Annotated in this window: 22 protein-coding genes; 17 read left to right on the top strand and 5 right to left on the bottom strand. The window is 37.8% G+C overall.

Annotated elements, in window-relative coordinates:
- Positions 1-129 precede the first annotated feature (129 nt).
- A complete protein-coding gene (locus EW028_RS12490; protein WP_131521105.1) occupies positions 130-543 on the bottom strand; it encodes an HIT family protein in 414 nt (137 codons plus the stop codon).
- Positions 544-647: 104 nt separating this feature from the next.
- Here EW028_RS12490 and EW028_RS12495 point away from each other — a divergent pair, with 104 nt between their 5' ends.
- A complete protein-coding gene (locus EW028_RS12495; RefSeq protein ID WP_131521106.1) occupies positions 648-1397 on the top strand; it encodes an ABC transporter ATP-binding protein in 750 nt (249 codons plus the stop codon).
- Positions 1381-2562, top strand: a complete 1182-nt coding sequence (locus EW028_RS12500) for an ABC transporter permease (protein WP_131521107.1) — start codon at positions 1381-1383, stop codon at positions 2560-2562. The genes EW028_RS12495 and EW028_RS12500 overlap by 17 nt, the downstream gene beginning before the upstream one ends.
- A 70-nt stretch (positions 2563-2632) precedes the next feature.
- On the opposite strand, the gene EW028_RS12505 is transcribed toward EW028_RS12500, so the two are convergent.
- On the bottom strand, positions 2633-3148 hold the full coding sequence (locus EW028_RS12505; protein WP_131521108.1) for an antibiotic biosynthesis monooxygenase family protein: 516 nt from the start codon (positions 3146-3148) through the stop codon (positions 2633-2635).
- A 233-nt stretch (positions 3149-3381) separates the two neighbouring features.
- Between EW028_RS12505 and hemE the strand changes: the two genes are divergently transcribed.
- From hemE to hemY, 3 genes are all read left to right on the top strand, one after another.
- Complete coding sequence (gene hemE, locus EW028_RS12510) at positions 3382-4431, top strand: uroporphyrinogen decarboxylase (protein WP_131521109.1); 1050 nt, start codon at positions 3382-3384, stop codon at positions 4429-4431.
- A 155-nt stretch (positions 4432-4586) separates the two neighbouring features.
- The gene (hemH, locus tag EW028_RS12515) at positions 4587-5507 is read left to right on the top strand and encodes a ferrochelatase (RefSeq protein WP_131521110.1); all 921 of its coding nucleotides are present in this window, start codon (positions 4587-4589) and stop codon (positions 5505-5507) included.
- A 14-nt stretch (positions 5508-5521) separates the two neighbouring features.
- The gene (hemY, locus tag EW028_RS12520; RefSeq protein WP_131521111.1) at positions 5522-6943 is read left to right on the top strand and encodes a protoporphyrinogen oxidase; all 1422 of its coding nucleotides are present in this window, start codon (positions 5522-5524) and stop codon (positions 6941-6943) included.
- Between the two features lie 140 nt (positions 6944-7083).
- Here hemY and EW028_RS12525 read toward each other — a convergent pair whose 3' ends face one another.
- Complete coding sequence (locus tag EW028_RS12525; RefSeq protein ID WP_131521112.1) at positions 7084-8223, bottom strand: collagen-like triple helix repeat-containing protein; 1140 nt, start codon at positions 8221-8223, stop codon at positions 7084-7086.
- 179 nt (positions 8224-8402) lie between these two features.
- Positions 8403-9488, bottom strand: a complete 1086-nt coding sequence (locus EW028_RS12530) for a glycosyltransferase family 2 protein (protein ID WP_131521113.1) — start codon at positions 9486-9488, stop codon at positions 8403-8405.
- Positions 9489-9671: 183 nt separating this feature from the next.
- Here EW028_RS12530 and EW028_RS12535 point away from each other — a divergent pair, with 183 nt between their 5' ends.
- From EW028_RS12535 to EW028_RS12560, 6 genes are all read left to right on the top strand, one after another.
- A complete protein-coding gene (locus EW028_RS12535) occupies positions 9672-10640 on the top strand; it encodes a YncE family protein (protein WP_227744938.1) in 969 nt (322 codons plus the stop codon).
- On the top strand, positions 10640-11323 hold the full coding sequence (locus EW028_RS12540; protein ID WP_131521115.1) for a response regulator transcription factor: 684 nt from the start codon (positions 10640-10642) through the stop codon (positions 11321-11323). The genes EW028_RS12535 and EW028_RS12540 overlap by 1 nt, the downstream gene beginning before the upstream one ends.
- Positions 11320-12708: a sensor histidine kinase gene (locus EW028_RS12545; RefSeq protein WP_131521116.1), complete on the top strand. Its 1389-nt coding sequence runs from the start codon at positions 11320-11322 to the stop codon at positions 12706-12708. The genes EW028_RS12540 and EW028_RS12545 overlap by 4 nt, the downstream gene beginning before the upstream one ends.
- A 3-nt stretch (positions 12709-12711) precedes the next feature.
- On the top strand, positions 12712-13236 hold the full coding sequence (locus tag EW028_RS12550; protein WP_131521117.1) for a FixH family protein: 525 nt from the start codon (positions 12712-12714) through the stop codon (positions 13234-13236).
- A gap of 121 nt (positions 13237-13357) precedes the next feature.
- Positions 13358-13930, top strand: coding sequence for a TetR/AcrR family transcriptional regulator (locus EW028_RS12555; protein WP_009373269.1), 573 nt, complete (start codon positions 13358-13360; stop codon positions 13928-13930).
- A 133-nt stretch (positions 13931-14063) separates the two neighbouring features.
- Positions 14064-16253, top strand: coding sequence for a YhgE/Pip domain-containing protein (locus tag EW028_RS12560; RefSeq protein ID WP_131521118.1), 2190 nt, complete (start codon positions 14064-14066; stop codon positions 16251-16253).
- Positions 16254-16650: 397 nt separating this feature from the next.
- Here EW028_RS12560 and yhfH read toward each other — a convergent pair whose 3' ends face one another.
- Positions 16651-16776: a protein YhfH gene (gene yhfH, locus EW028_RS12565; RefSeq protein WP_004230455.1), complete on the bottom strand. Its 126-nt coding sequence runs from the start codon at positions 16774-16776 to the stop codon at positions 16651-16653.
- Between the two features lie 144 nt (positions 16777-16920).
- On the opposite strand from yhfH, the gene lplA reads away from it, so the two are divergent.
- The 6 genes from lplA (at position 16921) to EW028_RS12595 (ending at position 22833) form a co-directional block, all read left to right on the top strand.
- On the top strand, positions 16921-17913 hold the full coding sequence (gene lplA / locus EW028_RS12570) for a lipoate--protein ligase (protein WP_131521119.1): 993 nt from the start codon (positions 16921-16923) through the stop codon (positions 17911-17913).
- 100 nt (positions 17914-18013) lie between these two features.
- Positions 18014-18718 carry a response regulator transcription factor gene (locus EW028_RS12575; protein WP_004230457.1) on the top strand — a complete coding sequence of 235 codons (705 nt, stop codon included), beginning with the start codon at positions 18014-18016 and terminating at the stop codon, positions 18716-18718.
- The gene (locus tag EW028_RS12580) at positions 18718-19701 is read left to right on the top strand and encodes a sensor histidine kinase (RefSeq protein WP_131521120.1); all 984 of its coding nucleotides are present in this window, start codon (positions 18718-18720) and stop codon (positions 19699-19701) included. Before EW028_RS12575 ends, EW028_RS12580 begins: the two co-directional genes overlap by 1 nt.
- Before the next feature lie 11 nt (positions 19702-19712).
- Positions 19713-20138, top strand: coding sequence for a hypothetical protein (locus EW028_RS12585; protein WP_131521121.1), 426 nt, complete (start codon positions 19713-19715; stop codon positions 20136-20138).
- A gap of 12 nt (positions 20139-20150) precedes the next feature.
- Positions 20151-20927 (top strand): ABC transporter ATP-binding protein, encoded by a 777-nt coding sequence (locus tag EW028_RS12590; protein WP_004230460.1) that lies wholly within the window; start codon positions 20151-20153, stop codon positions 20925-20927.
- Positions 20899-22833, top strand: coding sequence for an FtsX-like permease family protein (locus EW028_RS12595; protein ID WP_131521122.1), 1935 nt, complete (start codon positions 20899-20901; stop codon positions 22831-22833). Before EW028_RS12590 ends, EW028_RS12595 begins: the two co-directional genes overlap by 29 nt.
- The last annotated feature ends 21 nt before the right edge of the window (positions 22834-22854 follow it).

Genomic DNA, 22854 nt, shown 5'->3' on the forward strand with positions numbered 1-22854 from the left:
TGCTAATCTATTTGTCTCCTAACGTGTCCTCTTGACCGCTAGCGAAACTTATTTGTGATTGTACGCTAAATTTTTAAAATTTGCAATACAGTATTCTGAACATTCAGATGTTAAAATATTACAAATGGCTTATAGATTGGCTTTAATACTTTCTGCTACTTCTGTCAACTGCTCTGGTGAGTACTTTTGTGTTTGCCAAATTAAGCCTAGCCCTTCTTTTTCATCGTAACGCGGAATAAAATGTAAGTGATAGTGGAAAACAGTTTGTCCAGCAGCAGCACCGTTGTTATTAATGGTATTCAAACCAATGGGCTGAAATGTTGCTTTAATAGCATTTGCAATTTTTGGCGCTACAGCATATAGATTACGCGCCACTTCCTCTGGCATTTCAAATAGATCTTGGCAGTGATGTTTTGGAATTAATAGTGTATGGCCCTTTGCAACAGGTGAAATGTCTGTGAATGCATAGACATGATCGTCTTCGTAAATTTTTGTACTTGGAATAGAACCATCGATAATTTTGCAAAATAGGCAATCGCTCATAAGAATTTCCCCCTTAACGTATATGTAAGTACATTCTATCATACTCAAACCTGTATCATTTGCTAATTTTTGATAATATATAATACAAGAAGAGGAGTGAGAATATGTCAGTATTAGAGGTACAGCGTGTAACAGGTGGTTATACAAGAAAACCTGTTATTAAAGATCTATCTTTTACGATTGGAAAAGGTGAACTAGTTGGCTTAATTGGCTTAAATGGAGCTGGTAAAAGTACAACGATTAAACATATTATAGGAACAATGTTGCCAAAGGAAGGTGACATTCGTCTAAATGGTGTAACATTAAAGGAAGATACGGACAAGTATCGTACAGCTTTTTCTTATATTCCTGAAACCCCTGTATTGTACGATGAGCTAACATTAAGAGAGCATTTAGAATTAACAGCAATGGCTTACGGTATTGACAAAGCAACACTGGATGCTCGTTCTGAGGTACTGTTAAAAGAGTTTCGAATGGAGAAAAGATTAAATTGGTTCCCTTCACATTTTTCGAAGGGAATGCGTCAAAAAGTTATGATTATGTGTGCCTTTTTAGTGAATCCAAGTCTATATATTATTGATGAACCTTTTGTGGGATTGGATCCACTAGGTATTCAATCGTTATTAGACCAAATGGATGAAAAGAAAAAAGAAGGCGCTTCTATATTAATGTCTACACATATTCTATCGACAGCTGAAAAGTATTGTGATCGCATTATCTTATTGCATGAAGGAAAAGTTCGAGCACAAGGAACAATGGCTGATTTACGTCAATCATTTGCTATGCCGAATGCGACATTAGATGACCTCTATATTGCTATGACAAAGGAGCGGGACCATGAAGAACTTGCGTGATGTATGGTCCTCTCGCTTCATGCATTATATAGGAGAAGTACAAAAATATATGCAATTTATTTTTACAGGGCATATAGCCATCGTACTTGTATTTCTAATAGGAGCAGGGGGCTATCAATATAGCGAATGGCTGAAAGTTGTTCAAACAGACTTTCCAGCAGAAGTCCTGATAGCTGTTATCATAGGGATTTTATTGGCCTTTAGCCGTCCGACTACATTGTTGAGAGAGCCAGATCAAGTATACTTATTACCTTTAGAATCAAAGATGTCTTTGTACTTCAGCAAGGCGTTGGCTTGGACGTTTTGGTCTCAAGTGTGGATTGTAGCGATTGTCTATATTGTTAGTATCCCTTTATTAAAAGCCGTGACTGAATTAACAACGGTCGAAATATGGACAATATTTTTACTTACTATTGTGTTGAAATATCTAAGTGTTCGAGGAGAATTCAGCTATCGTTATAGTGAACGAGGGCAGATGGGTTGGGTAGATAGGTTTATCCGAGCTGTCATTTTTGCGGCTGCTGTTTATATGGGGCTTCATGCGCAGTTGTTATTAGCAGTAATCGCGACAGTTATTAGTGTTGTTTATTTGATGGTCTTTAGTAAAAAATCAGTTGGCGAACCAGTGCCGTATGAGCATTTTGTCAAGCTTGAACAGAATCGTATGATGAGCTTCTATCGTTTTGCAAATTATTTTACAGACGTACCTCATTTACACGGTAGCATTCGACGTCGAAGCTGGATGGACTGGCTCTATAAATTTGTACCATACGGTCAGGGAAATGCTCAAAAGTACCTGGTATTTCGTACCTTTATTCGGACAGATGACCATTTCTATTTATGGGTACGCCTTACTGCTATATCAGCAATCATTGCGGCATTTGTAGATATTCCTGTCGTTACATGGATTGTAGCGGGTGCACTCAGCTTTGCGACAACTATTCAGTTAAAACAAGCTCTGTTAGCCAGTGGCGAATTTCGAATGGACATGCTCTATCCGTTACCAGATCATGCTCGTCAACTAGCTGTGAAGCAAATTGTGCGTTTAGCCATGATTACACAAGCTATTGTTGTGGGCTTATGTGCTATGACACAACCAATGTTTTATATTGCCTTCATCATTGTTATGATGATTAGTGAATTAACGTCGAAGGTTTCAAAGTAGAATAAAATAATAAAAAGCTCATTTACCAATGATATTGTTGGATAAATGAGCTTTTAATTATTTAAACTTATTATGAATCTTCTTCTTTCGGTATAGCACTATAGGTAGTTACATAAGAAGCTGATGAGAAGATATTTTGCTGGCGTATCCCAGTTGAATCATCTCTTCTAGCATGGGCATTTTCATAGGCTTTAGAACTCTTCCATGCCTCAAATGAATGGGGTCCATGCCATTGAGTCATGACAATGTAAGTATCACTCTTGATAGGCCTTAATAAACGGAAGGCAACAAAGCCAGGCTCGTTTTCAATAGCGCGTGAACGTTCTAAAAAGCGATGCTCGAAAACTGGTCTTCCTTCATCTGTTACAGGAATATTATTGAAAACAAAGAAACCATGTTCCTCTAAATCATTTACTGAATCTAGCACTTCAAATTTACGGGGTGTCGCAAATACTGTTTTTCCTTCTGTTTCATGTATCAGTACAGAGTTACCTTCGCCATGAATTAAAATCATATGTTCATTAGGATACTTATTTTTTACCTGTTCCAAAAAATCGCCAGTACCAGAAGTTAAATAAATATACATGAATTTATCCTCCTTATGAATCTTACTAATATAGCGTGATTATACCCTTTCTGGCGTAAGTCTAACGCTCCGTTCAAAAAGAATATGCCTAGAAAGAACAATTTTATGACATTTCACTAGGAAAACTATACAATAACAGAGGAAGCGTTTACTATTGGAAACGGATATCAATAATAAAGGAATAAACATGCGATTTTTTATAGTAAGAATTTATTGAGGGGAAGGAACTATTCATGACAACTTTTAATGATACACTTCTACGTGCTGCACGTGGAGAAAGGACCGCTCATACACCAGTTTGGTATATGCGTCAGGCAGGACGTTCTCAGCCAGAATACCGTGCCATTAAAGAAAAGTATTCCTTAGAGGAAATTACACATCAACCTGAGCTATGTGCGTATGTCACTCGTCTACCTGTAGAAAATTACAATGTAGATGCTGCTATTTTATATAAAGATATTGTCACACCTCTCCCTGGAATTGGGATAGATGTGAAAATCAAGGCAGGTGTTGGTCCTGTTATTTCAAATCCTATTCGTTCAGTAGCGGATGTAGAAAAACTAGGTGAATTCAATGCTAAAGAGCATACACCATTTGTATTAGAGACAATCAAATTACTTGCAGAAGAGCAATTAAATGTACCTCTAATCGGTTTTGCTGGAGCCCCATTCACACTTGCAAGCTACATGATTGAAGGTGGACCTTCAAGAAACTATAATAAAACAAAATCATTTATGGTATCAGAACCTCAAGCTTGGTTTGCTTTAATGGATAAACTTGCTGACATGATTATTGCAGATGTAACGGCTCAAATTAAAGCTGGTGCAAAAGCTATCCAAGTATTCGATTCATGGGTTGGAGCCCTAAATGTAGAGGATTACCGTGTATTTATTAAACCGATTATGACTCGTATTTTTGCAGAGTTGCAAAAAGAAAATGTACCATTAATTCAATTTGGAGTGGGTGCTAGCCATTTAGCAAGGGAATGGAATGATTTACCGATAGATGTTGTGGGCTTAGATTGGCGTTTACCGATTAAAGACGCACGTGCCAATGGTATTACCAAGCCTGTACAAGGAAACTTAGATCCATCTCTATTACTTGCAGATTGGTCAGTGATTGAGAAACGAACGAAAGATATTATTGATCAAGGTCTAGAAATGCCAGGTCATATCTTTAATCTTGGTCATGGTGTTTTCCCAGAGGTTGACCCAGATGTCTTAAAACGTCTTACAACGCTTATTCATGAATATAGTGCTCAACAAATTCAAGCTCGTTCTTAATAGAAGACAATCAGGCGTGAATAATATGACCTTTTCTATATAGGAAATTTTTATTTCAATGTAGAAAAGGGGCTGTCCAACAAGCCAGATTGGGCAGCTTCTTTTTATCACATAATGTATGAAAACATAAAACAATTTTAGAGGTGAAAAGGGTAATGAAAGAAGTTAAAGGCTTATTAGTAATGGCATACGGCACACCTTATAAAGAAGAAGATATTGAACCTTACTATACGCATATTCGTCATGGACGTAAACCTTCTGCAGAGCATTTAGAAGATTTACGTAGCCGCTATGAAGCAATCGGTGGTTTATCCCCATTAGCTGCGGCAACACAAGCACAAGCTGAAGCATTATGTACACGTTTGAACGAAGTACAGGATGCTGTAGAATATAAATTGTTTATTGGTTTAAAACATATTCATCCATTTATAGAAGATGCAGTAGAGCAAATGGTGGAGGAGGGCATAAAAGAAGCGGTTTCTATTGTTTTAGCTCCTCATTTCTCTACTTTCTCAATTAAGTCTTATAATGGTCGTGCTGAAGAGGCTGCAGGAGGTCGCTTAAAGATAACTTCTGTGGAATCTTGGTATGACGAGCCAAAATTCATAGAATACTGGAAACAACAAGTGAATGAGACATTCAATGCAATGTCAGAAGAAGAACGTGAGACAGCTTGTCTAGTTGTATCAGCACATTCATTGCCTGAAAAAATTAAAAACTTAGGTGATCCATATGAAGATCAACTAATTGAAACAGCTCGTCTTATTCAAGCTGCGACTGGTTTAAAAAATGTAGAGGTTGGCTGGCAATCAGCAGGCCAAACCCCAGAGCCTTGGATTGGTCCAGATGTTCAAGACTTAACACGTGAGCTATTCGAAGAAAAAGGCTTCCGTTCATTTGTTTATACACCAGTAGGTTTCGTAACAGAGCATTTAGAAGTGTTGTATGACAACGATTACGAATGTAAAGTTGTTTGTGATGAACTTGGTGCAAAATACTATCGTCCAGCGATGCCAAATACACATCCTTTATTTATTGATGCGATGGTAGAGGCGATTCATAAAAAATTAAGCTAAGCGAAAAGAAAGTGATGATGTTGGTGACTCAGAAAAGACGAAAGGTAGTTGTCATAGGCGGTGGCATTACAGGCCTTACAGCTGCGTTCTATATGCAAAAAGAAGCAAGCGCAAAAGAATTGCCATTAGATATCGTACTTGTCGAGTCGTCATTACGTCTTGGCGGAAAAATTCAAACTCTAAGAAAAGATGGATTCATTATTGAGCGTGGGCCAGAATCTTTTTTTGATCGTGAAAACTATGTCAATGCTTTAGCGAAGGATCTCGGGATCGAACAGAAACTATTAACAAGTAATGCGGGTCCAAACTATGTTGCTGTTGGTAGTCAGTTATATCCAATACCTAGTCATCTCCTATCTGGAGAGACACCACATATCTCTTCATTCATAACTTCTGGCCTGTTCTCACTTAGTGGTAAAGTTCGTGCGGCGGGGGACTTTTTCATTCCTCGTTCTACACAGGATGACGATCAACCATTAGGCGCTTTTTTTAGAAGAAGATTTGGTGCAGAGATTGTGGAAAATCTAGTAGAGCCCCTACTAGCGGGTACATTTGCAGGGGATATTGAGCAATTAAGTATGAGTTCAACCTTCCCGCAGCTTTATAGTTTAGAACAACAATATCGTAGTTTGCTGATTGGTATGAAGAAGTCAGGCACGAATTTCTTAAGCAATCATCACATAGCTGAAAATAAAGGTATCTTTCAAACCTTTAGCAATGGCCTTGAAACACTTATCGAAAGTATTGAAGAATCCCTACTTCCGGGGACAGTGATGAAGGGTGTCAAAGTAGAGGAAATTGAGCATGGTAAGGATGGTTCAGTTCAGGTGATGCTCAATAATTTTTCGCATATTAAAGCAGATGCTGTTATTATTGCTACCCCCTTTAATATGGCTGAAAAAATGTTTAGTAAGTTAAGTCTATTACATGAATTGGGCACTATGAAGGCTGCAACTATTGCAACCGTTACAATGGCCTTTAAAAAGGAACAACTCGGTGATTTAGATGCACTTTCTTTTTATGTCTCTCGAAATAGTGATTTTTCAATTACTTCCTGCACTTGGATGAATCGAAAATGGCCAGGTACTTCACCAGAGGATTATGTATTATTACGTAGTTATATTGGTCGAGTGGGTGACGAAGCAATTGTGGCGTTATCGGATACGGAGATCGAAAAAACCGTGCTACAGGATTTAAAGAAAACGATTGGTATCGATGGAGCACCGATCACAACTGTTGTAACACGTTGGAAAAATGCGATGCCACAATATACAGTTGGGCACGAGGCGAAAGTCCTTCGTATCAAGCAAGAATTACAACAACATTTTCCAACTGTAAAGCTTGCAGGAAGCTCGTTTGAAGGAATATCAATTCCAGAATGTGTACAACAAGGTAAACAGGTTGCGAATGAAGTATTAATGGAAATGTTCAAGTAATGCAAATCAGATAGTACAAACATTTATTATCAATGTTTGTACTATTTTTTTATATTGTTACATGAAAAAGAAATAGCAAACCACAAAATAGTGGTTTGCTATTTCTACTAAGAGCTGTATTGCTGATTAATGTCCTAACGCTAAGAAATTCGATGACATGACCAAACAATACCACCAGAGTTAGCGCCGCCTAGTGTAAGAGAGATAGTCAATCCATTTGCTTCATAGAACAAATCAATCGTATCTCCAGCATTTAAATTCACTTCTCCTGCTAAAGTGATAGTGCCATTTCCAAGAACTGCGCGTAAAGTTAATACAAGCGCCACATTGACGTTTAGTACAGGGAACAAGCCACTAATTAAATTTGTAGTAGCATTTTGTCTAATTGCAAATGAAGGGTTTATTCCTGCTCCTAAAGTAACGGTAATAGCCGCAGCAGTGGAGTAGTTAATGGTTGCTTCAAAGGAATACCTACCTGTAGTTGGTACAGTGAATATCCCAGTTGTTGGATTGAAAGCAGGTGTTGTAAAGTATGGTGAAGCAACACTCCAGTTAGTGATTGAAGTAGATCCACTAACAGCCAACGTGTTTTTAAAGGCAGAGAATCCTTCAGTAAACGCAGCCCCAGTAGCACCGGTAGCGCCAGTAACGCCGATAGCCCCAGTTACCCCGGTAGCGCCAGTTACCCCAGTAGCGCCAGTAGGTCCGATTGCACCGGTAATGCCAGTAGCCCCGGTTACTCCAGTAACGCCGGTAGCGCCAGTTACCCCAGTAGGTCCGATTGCACCGGTAACGCCAGTAGCCCCGGTTACTCCAGTAACGCCGGTAGCCCCAGTTACCCCAGTAGCCCCGGTTACACCCGTAGAACCAGTAACCCCAGTAGCGCCGGTTTCACCCGTAGCCCCAGCAACGCCGGTAGCGCCAGTAGGTCCGATTGCGCCAGTAACGCCTGTAGCGCCAGTCAAGCCAGTAGCGCCGGTAGCGCCAGTAACGCCAGTAGCGCCGGTAGCCCCAGTAGCCCCAGTAGCGCCAGTAGCGCCGGTAGCGCCAGTAACGCCGGTAGCCCCAGTAGCCCCAGTAGCCCCAGTAGCGCCAGTAACACCAGTAGCCCCGGTAACGCCAGTCACACCTGTACTACCTGTAGGTCCAGTTATCCCCCCGGTTGGTCCTGTAGGTTTCACTGGCCAAATTGGACAACTTGGAATAGGACCAGTTTTACAACAACAGGGAAATGAATGACACTTACTGCAAACTCTATCTATAAAATTTCCAAAATGCATAATCTCACCTCCTCTCTCAAATATCGTATTCTGAGGAAGGAGAGGAGAGGTAGACACATAACTATTAATTACTTGTAAATAGAGAGTTATTTATAGATTCGTTGCAATTGTATTTAAGATAATTGGATGTTTATCCTGTGAATAGAAGACGAAACTTTTTAGATGGTGATTGATATTTTTTAAGAGTCATTTTGATTGATTGTTAAAATACGCTTGAAATATTCTTTATTGTGTAGAATTTTTGGGTCATTCGGAATAAACGAGCCCGCTAATTCATTATGGGCATTGGCTAGTTCATATTGTTGTAAGCGATCGTAAAGAACACAGAGCTGTAAGTGGGGTAGCCATGTAGAAAAGCTTTTGTTTTGAAAGGGCGCATTTGGCTTCTGTTTAATCACTAGAGCTTGCTCATACCAAAATATAGCTTCGTAATTTCTAGATTGTTCCATAAAGTGATAACCTAGGCGACAGCAGGCTTCTGGTCGGGGGATATCGTATTCAAAGCTTCGTAGTATAGCGCTGAAATTGTTTCCTTTATCGTTTAAATGGGAATAGCAATCAGCTAATTTTAAGCAGGCACGTATGTTATCTTCAATCCACCCTAATTTGGACGTTAAAAATAATTCATAATAATAAATAGCTTCCTCAAACAGGCCATGATCTACTAATTCATTAGCAAAATAAAATGTATCACGTGGTGATAGTGTTTCTCCCGTTTCAATCAGTTGTCTATAAATCGTAATATTGCGGGAGTGATCATGGGTTAACGGTAAATGGCTGACAGCAACATCACTATCAAACAACATACCACAAACTTCTAAATATTCATGAACTGCACCAATCCATTGAAATTGCTTTTCCCTCCTGACAAGGCGATATCTTCTTATTAAGGTATCTGCATTTCCCTCATGATCGAAACTTAAATGATAATTCATAGAAACAGCATCAATATCGGAAGTAAGAGATGCTTTGAGTGCCTTTAATTTTTGGCGGTCTTCGTCTAAAAAAACATCGTCAGCATCAAGCCAGAGGATGTATTCTTTTGTTGCTTGTTGAAACGAAAAGTTTCGTGCTGCTGCAAAGTGATGTATCCATGTAAAATCAAAAATTCGGTCTGTATATTGTGCAACCACTTGCTTTGTACTATCTGTTGATCCCGTATCAACAATATTAATTTCGTCTACTATATCTTTGACAGAGTCAAGACATCGACCAATAACATCTTCTTCATTTTTTACAATCATACATAAGCTAATGGATATCATACTCTATTCCTCCTTACCATTATCTTTGTAATATATGTAAGGACGGAAATATTGGTTGGATGATTGAACTGTTAGAAGAATTGCGCGCCTGATATGTGAAATGTATTTTCATGGTTTGTCATAAATTTACCTTCCAAGTTTCACCCGAATTTCACAATTGTGAAGTATAGTAAAGGGGCAGAGGTGATAAAGTTGAAAAAATGGGCATTCTTCATTTTTTCGTTACTACAAATTATATGGTTAGCGGGTTGCGCTGAAAAGTCATATGAACCCATTGAAAAGGAACGAAGTTTTATAGCTTCATTAAATATACAAGAGCCATCATTAGATTTTATTGATGAGGATGGGAATATACTTGCGACATGGTTATTTGATAAGGCTTATTCAGGGGCCATCCTATTAGGAAATGACCAAGTTTTATTATATGGACACCAATTAAATAACATCGACGTCTATACAATATCCACTGGAGAAAAGCTCTATTCAAAAAAAGTAGAGATTGGTACGACCAATGTATACTACGATGACAACATCAAGCAATTTTTTATCACGAATAGTAAAACCAATACAGTGACAAGCTTTGATCAAGAAGGCAATCAGCTAGCTTCACAACAACTTGGCAATTATCCCATGTCAATGACATCGTATAGGGATAAACTATATGTTATTAATTTTAAAGATACAAAGTTATCTGTGTTAAATATGAAGGATTTAAAAATTGAGCAAGAGTGGCCGATTCAAAAATCTGCACATGGAATAGCTGTTCTAGAAGAAACACATGAGCTATGGGTAGGCGGTCATGGGGAAGGAAGTAAGCCAAATAGTTCTGTTAAAAAATATGATTTGACTACAGGTCAACTGCATGGAGAGATTGACATGCCTTTGATGCCAGTAGGATTAAAAAAGACCAAAGATGCTGTTCTTGTTGTAAGTCATGGTCACAACGAGTTATATGTGGCTGACTTTGATGGCCATATCAAATGGCAACAAGAGGTTGGGGCAAATCCATTTGTAGTGGATCAATTTAAAGATTATATTGTTGTCGCTGGCTATGATGATCATACATTGTATTTTATAAAAGATGGCCAGAAGGAAAAAACAGTTGATGTAGGGAAAGGTGCTTTTCAGCTGTTAGTAAGGGAGGAACAATGATGACAACTGTATTAATAGTTGATGATGAGCAGGATATGCGTAATTTAATTGAAATGATGCTCAATAACTCTGATATAGAGACATATACTGCCGCTAGTGGAACTGAGGCTTACGATGTAATAGTGCGTGAAAATATAGATTTAGTCTTACTTGATGTTATGATGCCACATGAGGATGGTTTTGTTGTTTGTCAAAGTATTCGGGCTATGTCCAATGTGCCGATTATTTTTTTAACTGCACGTGATGCGAATGAGGATAAAGTGAAAGGTCTTACACTTGGCGGAGATGATTATATTGTTAAGCCATTTACACATGATGAACTCGTAGCCAGAATTTATGCTGTATTAAGACGAAGTGGTGCAAATATTACAGAACTACAGCAAAAGTATGTAATTTTTGGCTCTATTAAAATAGATGAAATAGCACGAAAAGTATCTGTTGATGGAAAGAGTATTCCACTTACTTTAAAGGAATTTGAACTCTTACACTTATTTATGAAAAATCCAGGAAATGCCTATTCGAGAGAGCAATTATTAGAACGCATTTGGGATATTGATTATGTAGGTGGAACACGCACGGTAGATACACATATTAAAACTTTACGAATAAAGCTTGGAAAGGATGCGGCTTCACATATCCAAACCGTTTGGGGTGTGGGCTACCGCTTTGATCCTGGCGAATGAAAAAAATTGCCACGCGCATTTGGTTGTTAATTTTCGCCTTTTTAATTATTACCGTCGTCTTTATGTATGTTCTCACAAATTTTTTATATCAACGTTTATATGTACAAGATACAGAAGATACAATGGTCGAAGTTGGATTGAAGCTACAGACAATGTATGACAATGGCAAGGTAACGGATGAATTTATTGCAGATATTGAAGAATTTAATGATTATTCCAACTTGAATATATTTGCGGTAAGGAATCCTCGTGAATTAAGTGCCTGTGTTCCATTTGATATCGATTATGAGACATTGATTGGTCCTGAGGAAAGACAAAAATTATTGGCAGGAAAGTATGTGCAAAAAATTGGGTACGAGCCTCGTTTTGATCGACAACTTATTTCGGTGGTTGTACCACTTGTTGATCAAAATCGATTAGAAGGTATTATTTATATTTATTTCCCACTGGCCAAAATTAGTGAATTGGCAAATAGTGGCGTTATTTTATTGTTTATTAGTGCCTTCATATTTTTAGTAGTTGTTAGCTATTTAATTTATAAAGGGATTCGACATATTATGCGACCATTAAACGATTTACAGCTTGCAGTGGAGCAGATGTCCTATGGGAATTATGAGACTCGTGTACCTGTCAATTCACGGGATGAAATCGGTAAATTATCTAGTACCTTTAATAAAATGGCAGAGGCCATTCAGCAAGAGGATGAAGCCCAAAAAACATTCTTGGCAACAGTATCGCATGAATTACGAACACCGATTAGCTATGTAAAGGGCTATAGCGAAGCCATGCAAAATGGCATCATCACAGAAGGCCAAAAAGAAGAAACTATTCAGCTAATCGTACGTGAGGCCAATCGCATGGAACGCTTAACAAACGAATTACTTCAGCTGGCAAGAACAGAAAATGAACAAACCGAAATTGATTTATATCCAATTCCGTTAGGTGAAACATTACGAGAGGTTCAAAAAATCTTAACGCATCAAGCAAATAAAAAGAACATAACTTTATATTTAGATGTAGATGATGCCCTAATTATTGAAGCGGATGAAGTAAAACTAAAACAAATTTTTATTAACATTATTGAAAATGCGATTAATTACTCGCATGAAAATTCTAAGGTGGAAATTGTTGCTGCTGAAAAGGCTGGTAGTGCACAAATTACCATTAGGGATTATGGAATTGGTATTCCTGCCGAGGATTTAACCCATGTCACTGAACGATTTTATCGTGTTAACAAAGCTCGAAGTCGTGCAGACGGTGGTAGTGGACTCGGTTTATCGATTGTTGAACAGTTATTAAAACAGTTACAGGGAACGTTAGAAATTGAAAGTGTTTTTGAAAAAGGCACATCCGTAAAGATACGGTTGCCATTAATGGAGGATTAAAAGATGAAAAAGTGGTTATTTGCGCTAATTGCAGTCCCTACATTATTAGTAGGATGTGGAGAAAAAAAAGAGGCATTGCCAGAACCAGAAGTACCACAGATCCCAGAAGTGGAAATTTTAACACCAAAAGAAGTAGCACTCAATGAAACGATTGAGCTGGCAGCACATGTTGAACAAGGTGGAAAAAATGTCGATGATGCTGTAGTAGAATTCGAAGTTTGGGAATCAGGAAAACGCGATGAAGGACAAATGATTGATGGGAAATTAGAGCAAGACGGTGTATATAAAGCAACGACTACTTTTGATCATGATGGTGTGTATTATATGTATGCACATACAACAGCTAACGGTGTTCATAATATGCCAAAGCAACAAATTATTGCTGGAAGCCCTGATATGACAAAGGTTGCCCCAGAGGATGAAAAAGCCAATAACAGCATGGATAATAACATGATGGACCATAATAATGACACTTCAAATGATATGGATCATGAGGAAGAGAAAAAAGATGAAAAAAATCATCATTAAAGGCTTGCAATTTTTTTGAAATAGGAATATGATAATGACCAGATGACCGAAATGGTTTTCTGGTCATTTTTATTAAAGTGTACGAGAGATGTACATAACCTAACTAGAAAGGATGTTACTAATGGATCGTAGGCAGGAAATTCTTGAAGCAGCTGCAAAATCTTTTACATTGTTTGGCTACAAGGCAACAACAATGGAGCAAGTGGCGAAAATTGCCAATGTAGGTAAAGGTACGATTTATACATTCTTTGCAAATAAAGAAATTTTATTTCAAGAGATCGCAATGTCACTTGTACGAGAGATGAAAGCGGAAGCAGATGCAGTGTTGGATGCATCAGCAAGCTTTATGGATAATGCGCATAATGCTTTAATGAAAATGCTACAGTTCCGAGAAAAACATCTTTTATTTGCAAAGCTAATCGAGGAAGAAAAAGAATTACGAACACCAGCAGTTAAACAGGTGCTACTACGTATCGAGACTGAAATCTTATCGTATGTCGCAGAGTTAATACAACGACGTATTAATAAAGGTGAAATTAGAGAGTGTGATGCGGAGCTAGTTAGTTACTTATTGCTGAAGGCATATCTTGCTTTTGTTGTCGATTGGCATGAGTTACATGGTGATGTAATCCCTGAAGAAAAGATTCTTAATCTTTTTAAGGAAACTATCTTTCGAGGTTTGATTCTAACTTGATTCGAAAAAATACAGCAGTATAAGTATCGAATCAAGTACTCTTTTTGCAATATTGTCGAGGTTGATTATTTTTTTTGAATGAAAATGACCAAATGACGTTTTCGGTCAAATAGTTTAGGAGTGAGGATATTATATGATTAAAGCTGAGTGGCTAAAGATCTTTAAAACAAGAAAAATGCTTGTTTCAATCATTGCTGTATTATTTATTCCAGTAATGTATGCGGGTATGTTTTTATGGGCGTTTTGGGATCCGTATGCGGGGCTTCCTAATCTTCCAGTAGCAGTTGTTAATGAGGATACTGGTGCTGAGATGGATGGCGTTAAATTAGACTTAGGGGATACCTTGGTCGATAAATTGATAGATAGCGAGCAATTTAACTTTATAGAAGTTTCAAAAGATGAAGCTGAAAAAGGCTTAAATAGTCGTGATTATTATATGATTTTGGAAATTCCAACAAATTTCTCTGAACATGCAACAACACTATTAGATGACAAACCATCAAAATTAGTAATGAACTACATTCCAAACGAGGGATTGAACTTCCTTGGTGCTCAGATTGGTGAGACAGCAATGGATCGTGTACGCGCTGAAGTAAATTCTCAAGTATCAGCGACGTATGCAGAAAAATTATTTGATTCCATTGCAACACTTGGAGATGGCTTTACAGAAGCAGCAGATGGCTCAAATAAGCTAGATGAGGGTGCACAAAAAGTAGCGAATGGTGCAAAAGATTTAAAAGGATATCTGGAGCAACTAGCATCGAGCACAGTTGAACTATCAAATGGTACTGATAAATTAACAAAAGGTGCGGGAGATGCGGCAAAAGGCGCGAATGACTTATCTAGTGGTTTAGTCAAACTACAAGATGGTACAGTTCAATTACAACAGGGTGCACAGCAAGCTGCAAATGGAGCAACGAGCCTTGAACAGGGGTTATCACAATATACACAGGGTGTTGCAAAAGTTGGAGCTGGTTTAACCACTTTAAACGACAAACAACAGCAAATTAGTACAGGTGCAGCATCTATTGCTGAGAACGCCGGTGCATTGAATGGTGCAGCAACCCAATTAACAGCGGGATCTGCAAAAGTAGAGGCAGGTATTACAGCCCTATCAAATCAATTACAAACGATGATGGCTTCAATGCCTGAAGAACAAGCAGCAGCGTTGACACAAACATTAGCGGAACTACAGGCAGGTAGTGCTAGTGTGCATAACGGTTTAACATCTTTATCAGCTGGTACAGAAAAATTACAAGCTGGTGCCAATCAAGTAAGCTCTGGTGCAACTCAAATTGCAGCAGGTCAAGCAGAAGTGCTAGCTGGTGCGAATGCATTAACAGCTAAAAGTAATGCTTTATTGGAAGGTGCAAAAGGTCTACAAGCAGGTAATGCTACATTAGCTGCAAAATTAGGGGAACTAAATGCAGGTGTGAATACAGCTGTAACAGGCTCTAAAACATTGGCATCTGGTTTAAATGAATTAGCGAATGGTACAACGACATTAAATCAAGGGACATCTATCCTTGCTTCAAAATCTGGTGAGCTAGCACAAGGTTCAGCAACACTTGCAGATGGTTCTACAGAACTTGCTGACGGTACGTCTACATTATCAGGCAAATTAGGTGAGGCAAGTGAAAAAGCAAATGAAGTCAAAGCAAATCAAGACACTTACGATATGGTAGGTAGTCCAGTTGAAGTTGAAAAAGAGTCTGTAAACCATGTTCCTAACTATGGTACAGGTTTTGCACCGTACTTTATTTCTCTAGGTTTATTCGTAGGAGCATTATTAATTTCAATTGTGTTCCCACTTGTTGAACCTGCTATTCGTCCTAAAAACGGGGCATCTTGGTTTACAAGTAAAGTGACTGTACTAGCAGTCGTAGGTTTAGTGCAAACATTACTAACAGTAGTTATTGTCAAATGGGGTCTAGGACTCGAAGTGAATAACATGAGCTACTTTATTTTAACAGCCTTATTAACAAGCTATGTATTTTTAGCCTTAATTCAAATGCTTGTTTCGATCTTTGGTGACCCTGGTCGTTTCATGGCAATAGTTGTACTAATTTTACAATTAACAACAAGTGCAGGTACATTCCCATTAGAATTAATACCTTCACCATTACAAGTATTTAACAAGCTATTACCGATGACATATACAGTTCAAGCATTTAAATCAAGTATTTCTACTGGTGATACGACATTCTTAATGCAAAACTATGGTGTTCTAGCTGGTTTCTTAGTAGCATTCTTAGCAATCACATTTGGCTACTTCATGCTACTGCACAATAAACGTTACTCTAAAGTAGCTGAAGAGAACTAATCATGAAGCACTCACCGAATGTACGGTGAGTGCTTTGTTGTTCATTGGGGTTATGTAATAATTCTTCAGCCTCAAATGACATAAATAAAAACAAAGCAATCTATAGAAATTTTATGAAAAAGAGTATGATTCCATTGCGGCCATTTGTTTTTAAGTAGGCGAGCTGCTCCCTCTGGACGCTGGCAGAACGGAAATCCCCCTTTCCTTGCCAAAAGGTCTTTCTCTGCTAGTGATTGTCTTTTTCAAAAACATAAAAACAACAGCTGATATGAGCGTATCAGCTGTTGTTTTTTGTAAGTGTAAGAGATTTAATTAAGGGTTCATCAAAATATGATGAAGGGTGTCATGATTGCTACGTGTGGGGCACGTATATGACTATATCAGAATAGGCAAATGCTTATAGGTGGTTACATTTTTCACAAGTGTTGCTGTAGCATTCGCTTTGTTCTTCCATTTTTTCACCGCACTCAGTACATTGCTTAGCAGGTAAATTCTTGAAAAATTCAACTACGTTTTCTAACATTGTGGACTCCTCCTTTAAGTTCATCTGTACTATTACTGTTTTGATATTTTCTAGTGTATTATAACAGATGCTTTTCGTCAACACAAAATGCCTAATTTACGGTAAAATAAATATGGATATTTTGTGAAGGAGGAAACGTGAACTATGATTTTCGTTGATAATAAAGGGATCCATGATCCACGCATTAATCTTGCTATTGAGGAGTATTTGTTAAAAACAATGGACGTTGAGAAAGAGCCAGTGCTCCTTTTCTACATTAATCAACCGTCTATTATCATCGGTAAAAACCAAAATACGATTGAAGAAATCAATACAGACTATGTAGAGGACAATGGCATTATTGTTGTGCGCCGTCTTTCAGGTGGTGGTGCTGTTTATCATGATTTAGGCAATCTTAACTTCAGCTTTATTACAAATGATGATGGCGATAGCTTTATGAATTATAAAAAATTCACGCAACCAGTCGTTGACGCTCTAGCAAAAATGGGTGTGAATGCAGAGCTCTCAGGACGCAATGATATACTAGCAGAGGGACGTAAAGTTTCAGGAAATGCTCAGTTCTCTACAAAAGGACGTATGTTCAGCCATGGTACATTGATGTTTGATACAGAAATTGATGCGGTTGTCTCTGCCTTAAAGGTCAAAAAGGATAAAATCGAATCAAAAGGTATTAAATCGATTCGCTCACGAGTAGCAAACATTTCAGAGTTTTTAAAAGAGCAAATGACAGTTGAGGAATTCCGTCTTGAAATTTTGAAATCCATTTTTGGCGGGGAAGAAAATATTCGTTATTATGAGCTAACTGAAGATGATTGGGCAAATATCCACAAGCTATCAGAGGAACGCTATCAAACATGGGAGTGGAATTTTGGAAAATCACCACGCTTTAATATTCAAAAAACACATCGATTTCCAACAGGAGGCATTGATATTCGCCTAGAAGTAAATCATGGTGTGATGGAAGAAGCGCATATTTTTGGAGATTTCTTTGGCGTCGGTGATATGGCTGATATAGAACAGCGCTTAGTTGGGACAAACTATGACAGAGCGGCTATTGCTAAGGCATTAGCAGACATTGATATCCCTACATATTTTGGTGGCATTTCAACTGAGGACTTTTTACAATTAATTTATTAAGGAAAATACGGTTTCATGTAATGTTTTAGCCTAAAGGTTCGCTGACAATTATGTCGTCGAACCTTTTTTTGATACAATATAGAAAGAAAGGAGTGTTGATATGGAAAAGCATCGAATATTCATAGTTGAAGATGATGTCAAGATTGCATCATTACTAGCGGAAACGCTTAGAAAATATCAATACGAAGTTGCAACAATTCAAGAATTTGATCATCTTATAGAAGAATTTACAGCATTTAATCCACATATGGTGCTGCTTGATATAAATTTACCCGCTTACGATGGCTATTATTGGTGTCGCCAGCTACGTCAGCATACAACATGTCCGATAATTTTCATTTCTGCACGCTCAGGAGAAATGGACCAAATCTTTGCACTTGAAAATGGGGGCGACGATTTTATTACCAAGCCTTTTAACTACGAAATTGTGTTGGCTAAAATCCGTAGTCATCTACGCCGTACATATGGTGAATATGCAGCAAGGCAAGAAGAACGGACAATCAAGCAAGGACAGCTTGTACTTCATTTAGAAAGAATGGAGCTACATAAAAATGATTTAGAAATTCCACTTCAGAAAAAAGAATGTATCATCTTAGAGCTACTGATGGGCAATGCACCAAAAGTAGTTTCACGTGAGCAGTTGTTAGAGGAACTTTGGGACGATCAAGCATTTGTCGATGAAAACACTTTGAATGTGAATATGACCAGAGTTCGAAAAAAGTTAGCGGATTATCATATATCGTCAACAATCGAAACGGTACGTGGTGCAGGCTATCGATTCATTTTAAGTGCAGGTGAGCTATAGTGGGCTGGAAGCTTTTTTTACGTGATTATGCATCATTTATTGTGTTCCAGCTTTTATTAGTTGGCTTCATCATGGTTATCTATGCACTAGACGGTTTTCGAAATATTGATACGGCTATTTATTCCTTTTGTATTAGCCTTGTGCTATTAGCATCCTTTTTACTTGTTCGCTATTTAATGCGGCAACGCTACTTATTGAAGATAACTCAGCTTCCAACAGCAATGGAGGATGTGCTACAAAAAAACGCAAAAACGCCAGAAGCTATGCAAACCGAGAAGTATATGCATGAATTGTATCGACTTTATCAACATGAGCTGCATGCTTTATATGCAAGTCAAAAAAGGCATGATCAATTTATGAACCAGTGGGTCCATCAAATGAAAACACCTATTTCAGTGATTGAATTATTATTACAAGATGACCGACCTCTTGATAAAAAGAATGTTCAGGAGGAAATCGATCGCTTGCGAAGAGGATTGGACATGGTACTTGTTAATGCACGCCTAGAAAATTTTGAGGATGATATGCAAGTAGAGCGAGTTGCACTAAAAGGTATTGTAACTGCAACTGTTAATGAAAATAAACGTTTATTTATTACGAAAAGAGTTTTTCCGGAAATTCATATTGAGGACGATCTAATTGTTGCCAGTGATTCAAAATGGCTTCGTTTCATTCTTGGACAATTTATCACCAATGCAGTGAAATACACGTTTGAAGCCAATAAAAAAATTGTTATTTCTGCCATTGAAAAGGATGACTATGTACAACTTGCGATTTGTGATGAGGGTATTGGGATTCCAGCTTCCGATCTTTCACGTGTTACGAAAGCCTTTTTTACTGGTGAAAATGGGCGGAAAACAGGGGAATCAACTGGAATGGGCCTTTATTTAGCCAAAGAAATCTGTGAAAAGCTAGGCCATGAGCTGGCTATTACATCAGAGGTAGGAAAAGGGACGATTGTGACAGTAACATTTACAAATTAGGGGGCATTAGGATGGTAGAGGTACGTATAGAAAATTGGAAACTAACGATTGATAAGGAGAAAACAAATGCGCTTTATATGACACATCTGCAAGCGGGAGATCCATTAGCCTATCAAAATTTTATCCTGGCACATGAAAAGTTAGATGAAGAACTACTGCATTTTTCAAAGAGCCTTGGGTTAAACTTACAGCAACCAACATTATTGAATGCTTTTCCTGTAGACGGTCAACAGATTATGTATAGTGGATATTATACTGTATGTGGGGAAATTGTAGAGGGAGAAATGGATGCTTGGGATGTGATTATTGGGGAGCATTGCTTTAGTTTAGTAGAGGAAGAGTCAATACTGGCTTTAACAGAGCCTCATTTTCATATTGGTTTTGAGGTCGTTTTACAGTGGCTTTTACCTCAATCCTTAGAATTAATGAAGAAATAAGGTGAATGAAGTATGCCTATTTTACAAATTAAAGATGTGACTAAAGTGTACGAAGGTAAAGTAACACATCGTGCATTAAATCAATTGAGCTTTGACGTGGAAGAAGGCGAGTTTTTAGCTGTTATGGGCCCCTCAGGAAGCGGTAAAACGACATTACTGAATATTATTTCGACCATCGATGAACCAACTAGTGGGGAAATTATTTTAGATGGAATGAATCCACATAAATTGAATGCAACAGAGCTTGCCTATTTTAGAAGAAGACAGCTTGGCTTTGTGTTTCAGGATTTCAATCTTTTGCATATGCTGACCGTCGAGGAAAATATTGTGTTGCCCTTAACGTTAGATCAACAGCCGCTAGAGGTAATGGAGGAGCGTCTGGCAAGCATTGTAGAAAAGCTAGATTTAACTTCCTTCCTTCATAAACGTCCAAATGAAATATCTGGGGGACAGGCACAAAGAACAGCAATTGGTCGTGCGCTTATTCATAATCCTAGTCTCATTTTAGCGGACGAACCTACAGGTAATTTAGATTCAAATTCTTCACGTGATGTGCTTGAACTATTGACAAAGGTGAATCAGGATAAACAAACGACAATCGTGATGGTCACGCATGATCCAATTGCAGCAAGCTATTGTGATCGAGTGTTATTCATTAAAGATGGTGAATTTTTTAATGAAATTTATCGAGATGACCGCCGTCAGATGTTTTTCCAACGTATTTTAAATGTTTTAAGCTTACTAGGAGGAGGGCAAGTAGGTGACCTTTCGACAATTCGCTTACCGTAATGTCGTGCGGAACAGCCGGATATATGGCGCCTTCTTCATGGCAAGCTTTTTTTCTGTGGCTGTATTTTTTATCTATTCCATGCTGATGTTTCACCCTGATATTGAACGTGGGATATTAGGGGAGATGTCTCTCATTGGGATGGTGGGGGCTGAAATTGTTCTCGTCCTGTTTACATTATTCTTTTTATATTATTCCATGAGTGCCTTTTTAGAGGCCAGATCACATGAATTTGCTATTTTATTGCACTTGGGAATGGAAAAACGTCAGATGAATAAACTTGTCTTTTTAGAGACAATGATTATTGGAACAGGCTCCATTATTGTAGGGATTGTCTTTGGTTTCTCCTTTTCAAAATTCTTTTTTATGATTGTTCGGGAAATTTTACATTTAGAAGATTTACCACTCTATATTTCATGGGAGCCATTTTTATTAACGATTGGTGTTTTCACAAGTGCATTTTTCGTCATTTCCTTTATTAGTGTGTATTTTACACGAGAGAGAAAATTACGAGATCTTATAAAAGGCAGTGATTATTTAAATAGCTTAACAACGTATTCCAAAATACGAGCTTTCTATGGTATTGCTTTAATTGTAACGACGTATATTCTCGCGTTTGTTGTCGGACATACATCACTAATCGGGCTAACGCTGTTAATACCATTTTCCGCAACATTTGGCACCTATTATTTTTTCAGTGATTCTGTGCCTTGTTTTTTAGATTTAGCACGTGGGAAACGCAAATATCATTGGCAACGCTACCGTCTACTATCGCTAGCAGAACAAACGCATATAATGATGGATAACGTGAAAATGTTTTTCGTTGTGACGATGGTATCGACGCTTGCATTTTTATCTGTTGGTGTTTTAGCAACGATGTCCTCCTATACAACGCAATATGATCGATTAAATCCACTAGGGCTGGTTTATAAAGGGGATGTCGATAATCCATATGAACGGGAGCATATCAATTCTTTAAGGTTGCAATTAGAGGAGAAAGGTTTATCTTATCAGCTATCCCGTTTTATTGTTGTGAAGCAAACCTCCTCTTTCACTCGAAATGAAGTGGAGGTTTTTCGAGAGTCCGATATGAATGTTCTGCTTTCTTCCTACAGTTATCCATTACTGAATCTGGAAGCAGGTGAGGCAGTATTTATTCCTTATTCGGAGGATTCCCTAAAAAAATTAAAAGATCGAGTTGTGCATACTGTTTTAGAAGAAAATAATATACCGCTCACTATTGATAGTGTCTATCCAAAAATAGTGTTTCCAGGCTCTATTGTCAGTGTCAATTCGATTGTCATTAGTGATGAAGATTTCGCAAAGCTTATTCATCCAATTTCCGAGCAAGACATTATTCAACCAAGCTATCATCTGTTCACATTTGTTATTCCCCAATGGATGGAAACGAAGGAAATCGGTAAGGATATCGATTATCTAGAATCCAATTTATATTTTATTAAAAAGGATAAGTTTAGCCCTTTTTACTTTGAAAATGCAGGATTAAATTATTCTTATATACTAGCTACCTACTCATTATTTACATTAGTGGGTGTTTTAGTAGCCACTGTATTTTTACTTGCGGCTGGAAGCTTTATCTATTTTAAATTGCATACATCCCTCGAACGTGAAAAGCGTAAATTTGATGTATTAAAACGTATGGGTTTAACAGATACGGAGTTAAAAAAGCTAGTTAATCGCCATTTGTTTCCCCAATTCTTCTTACCTTGGGGTGTTGCGATGATGCATAGTGCCTTTGCTTTTCTAATGGTTCAAGGTATTTTAAGGGACATTGCGAATATATCGATTGTAAAAGAAGTATTCTTTGCTTTTGGCTTTTTTGTATTAATACAAGTGGTTTATTTTTATTTAATTCGATGGCGCTATATCTCCCATATTCGCTCATGAGGTAATGGTTTAAAGGAGAAA

Origin of the sequence: Lysinibacillus sp. OL1 (genome assembly GCF_004332175.1) — a bacterium.
GTDB classification, from domain to species: Bacteria; Bacillota; Bacilli; order Bacillales_A; family Planococcaceae; genus Lysinibacillus; species Lysinibacillus capsici.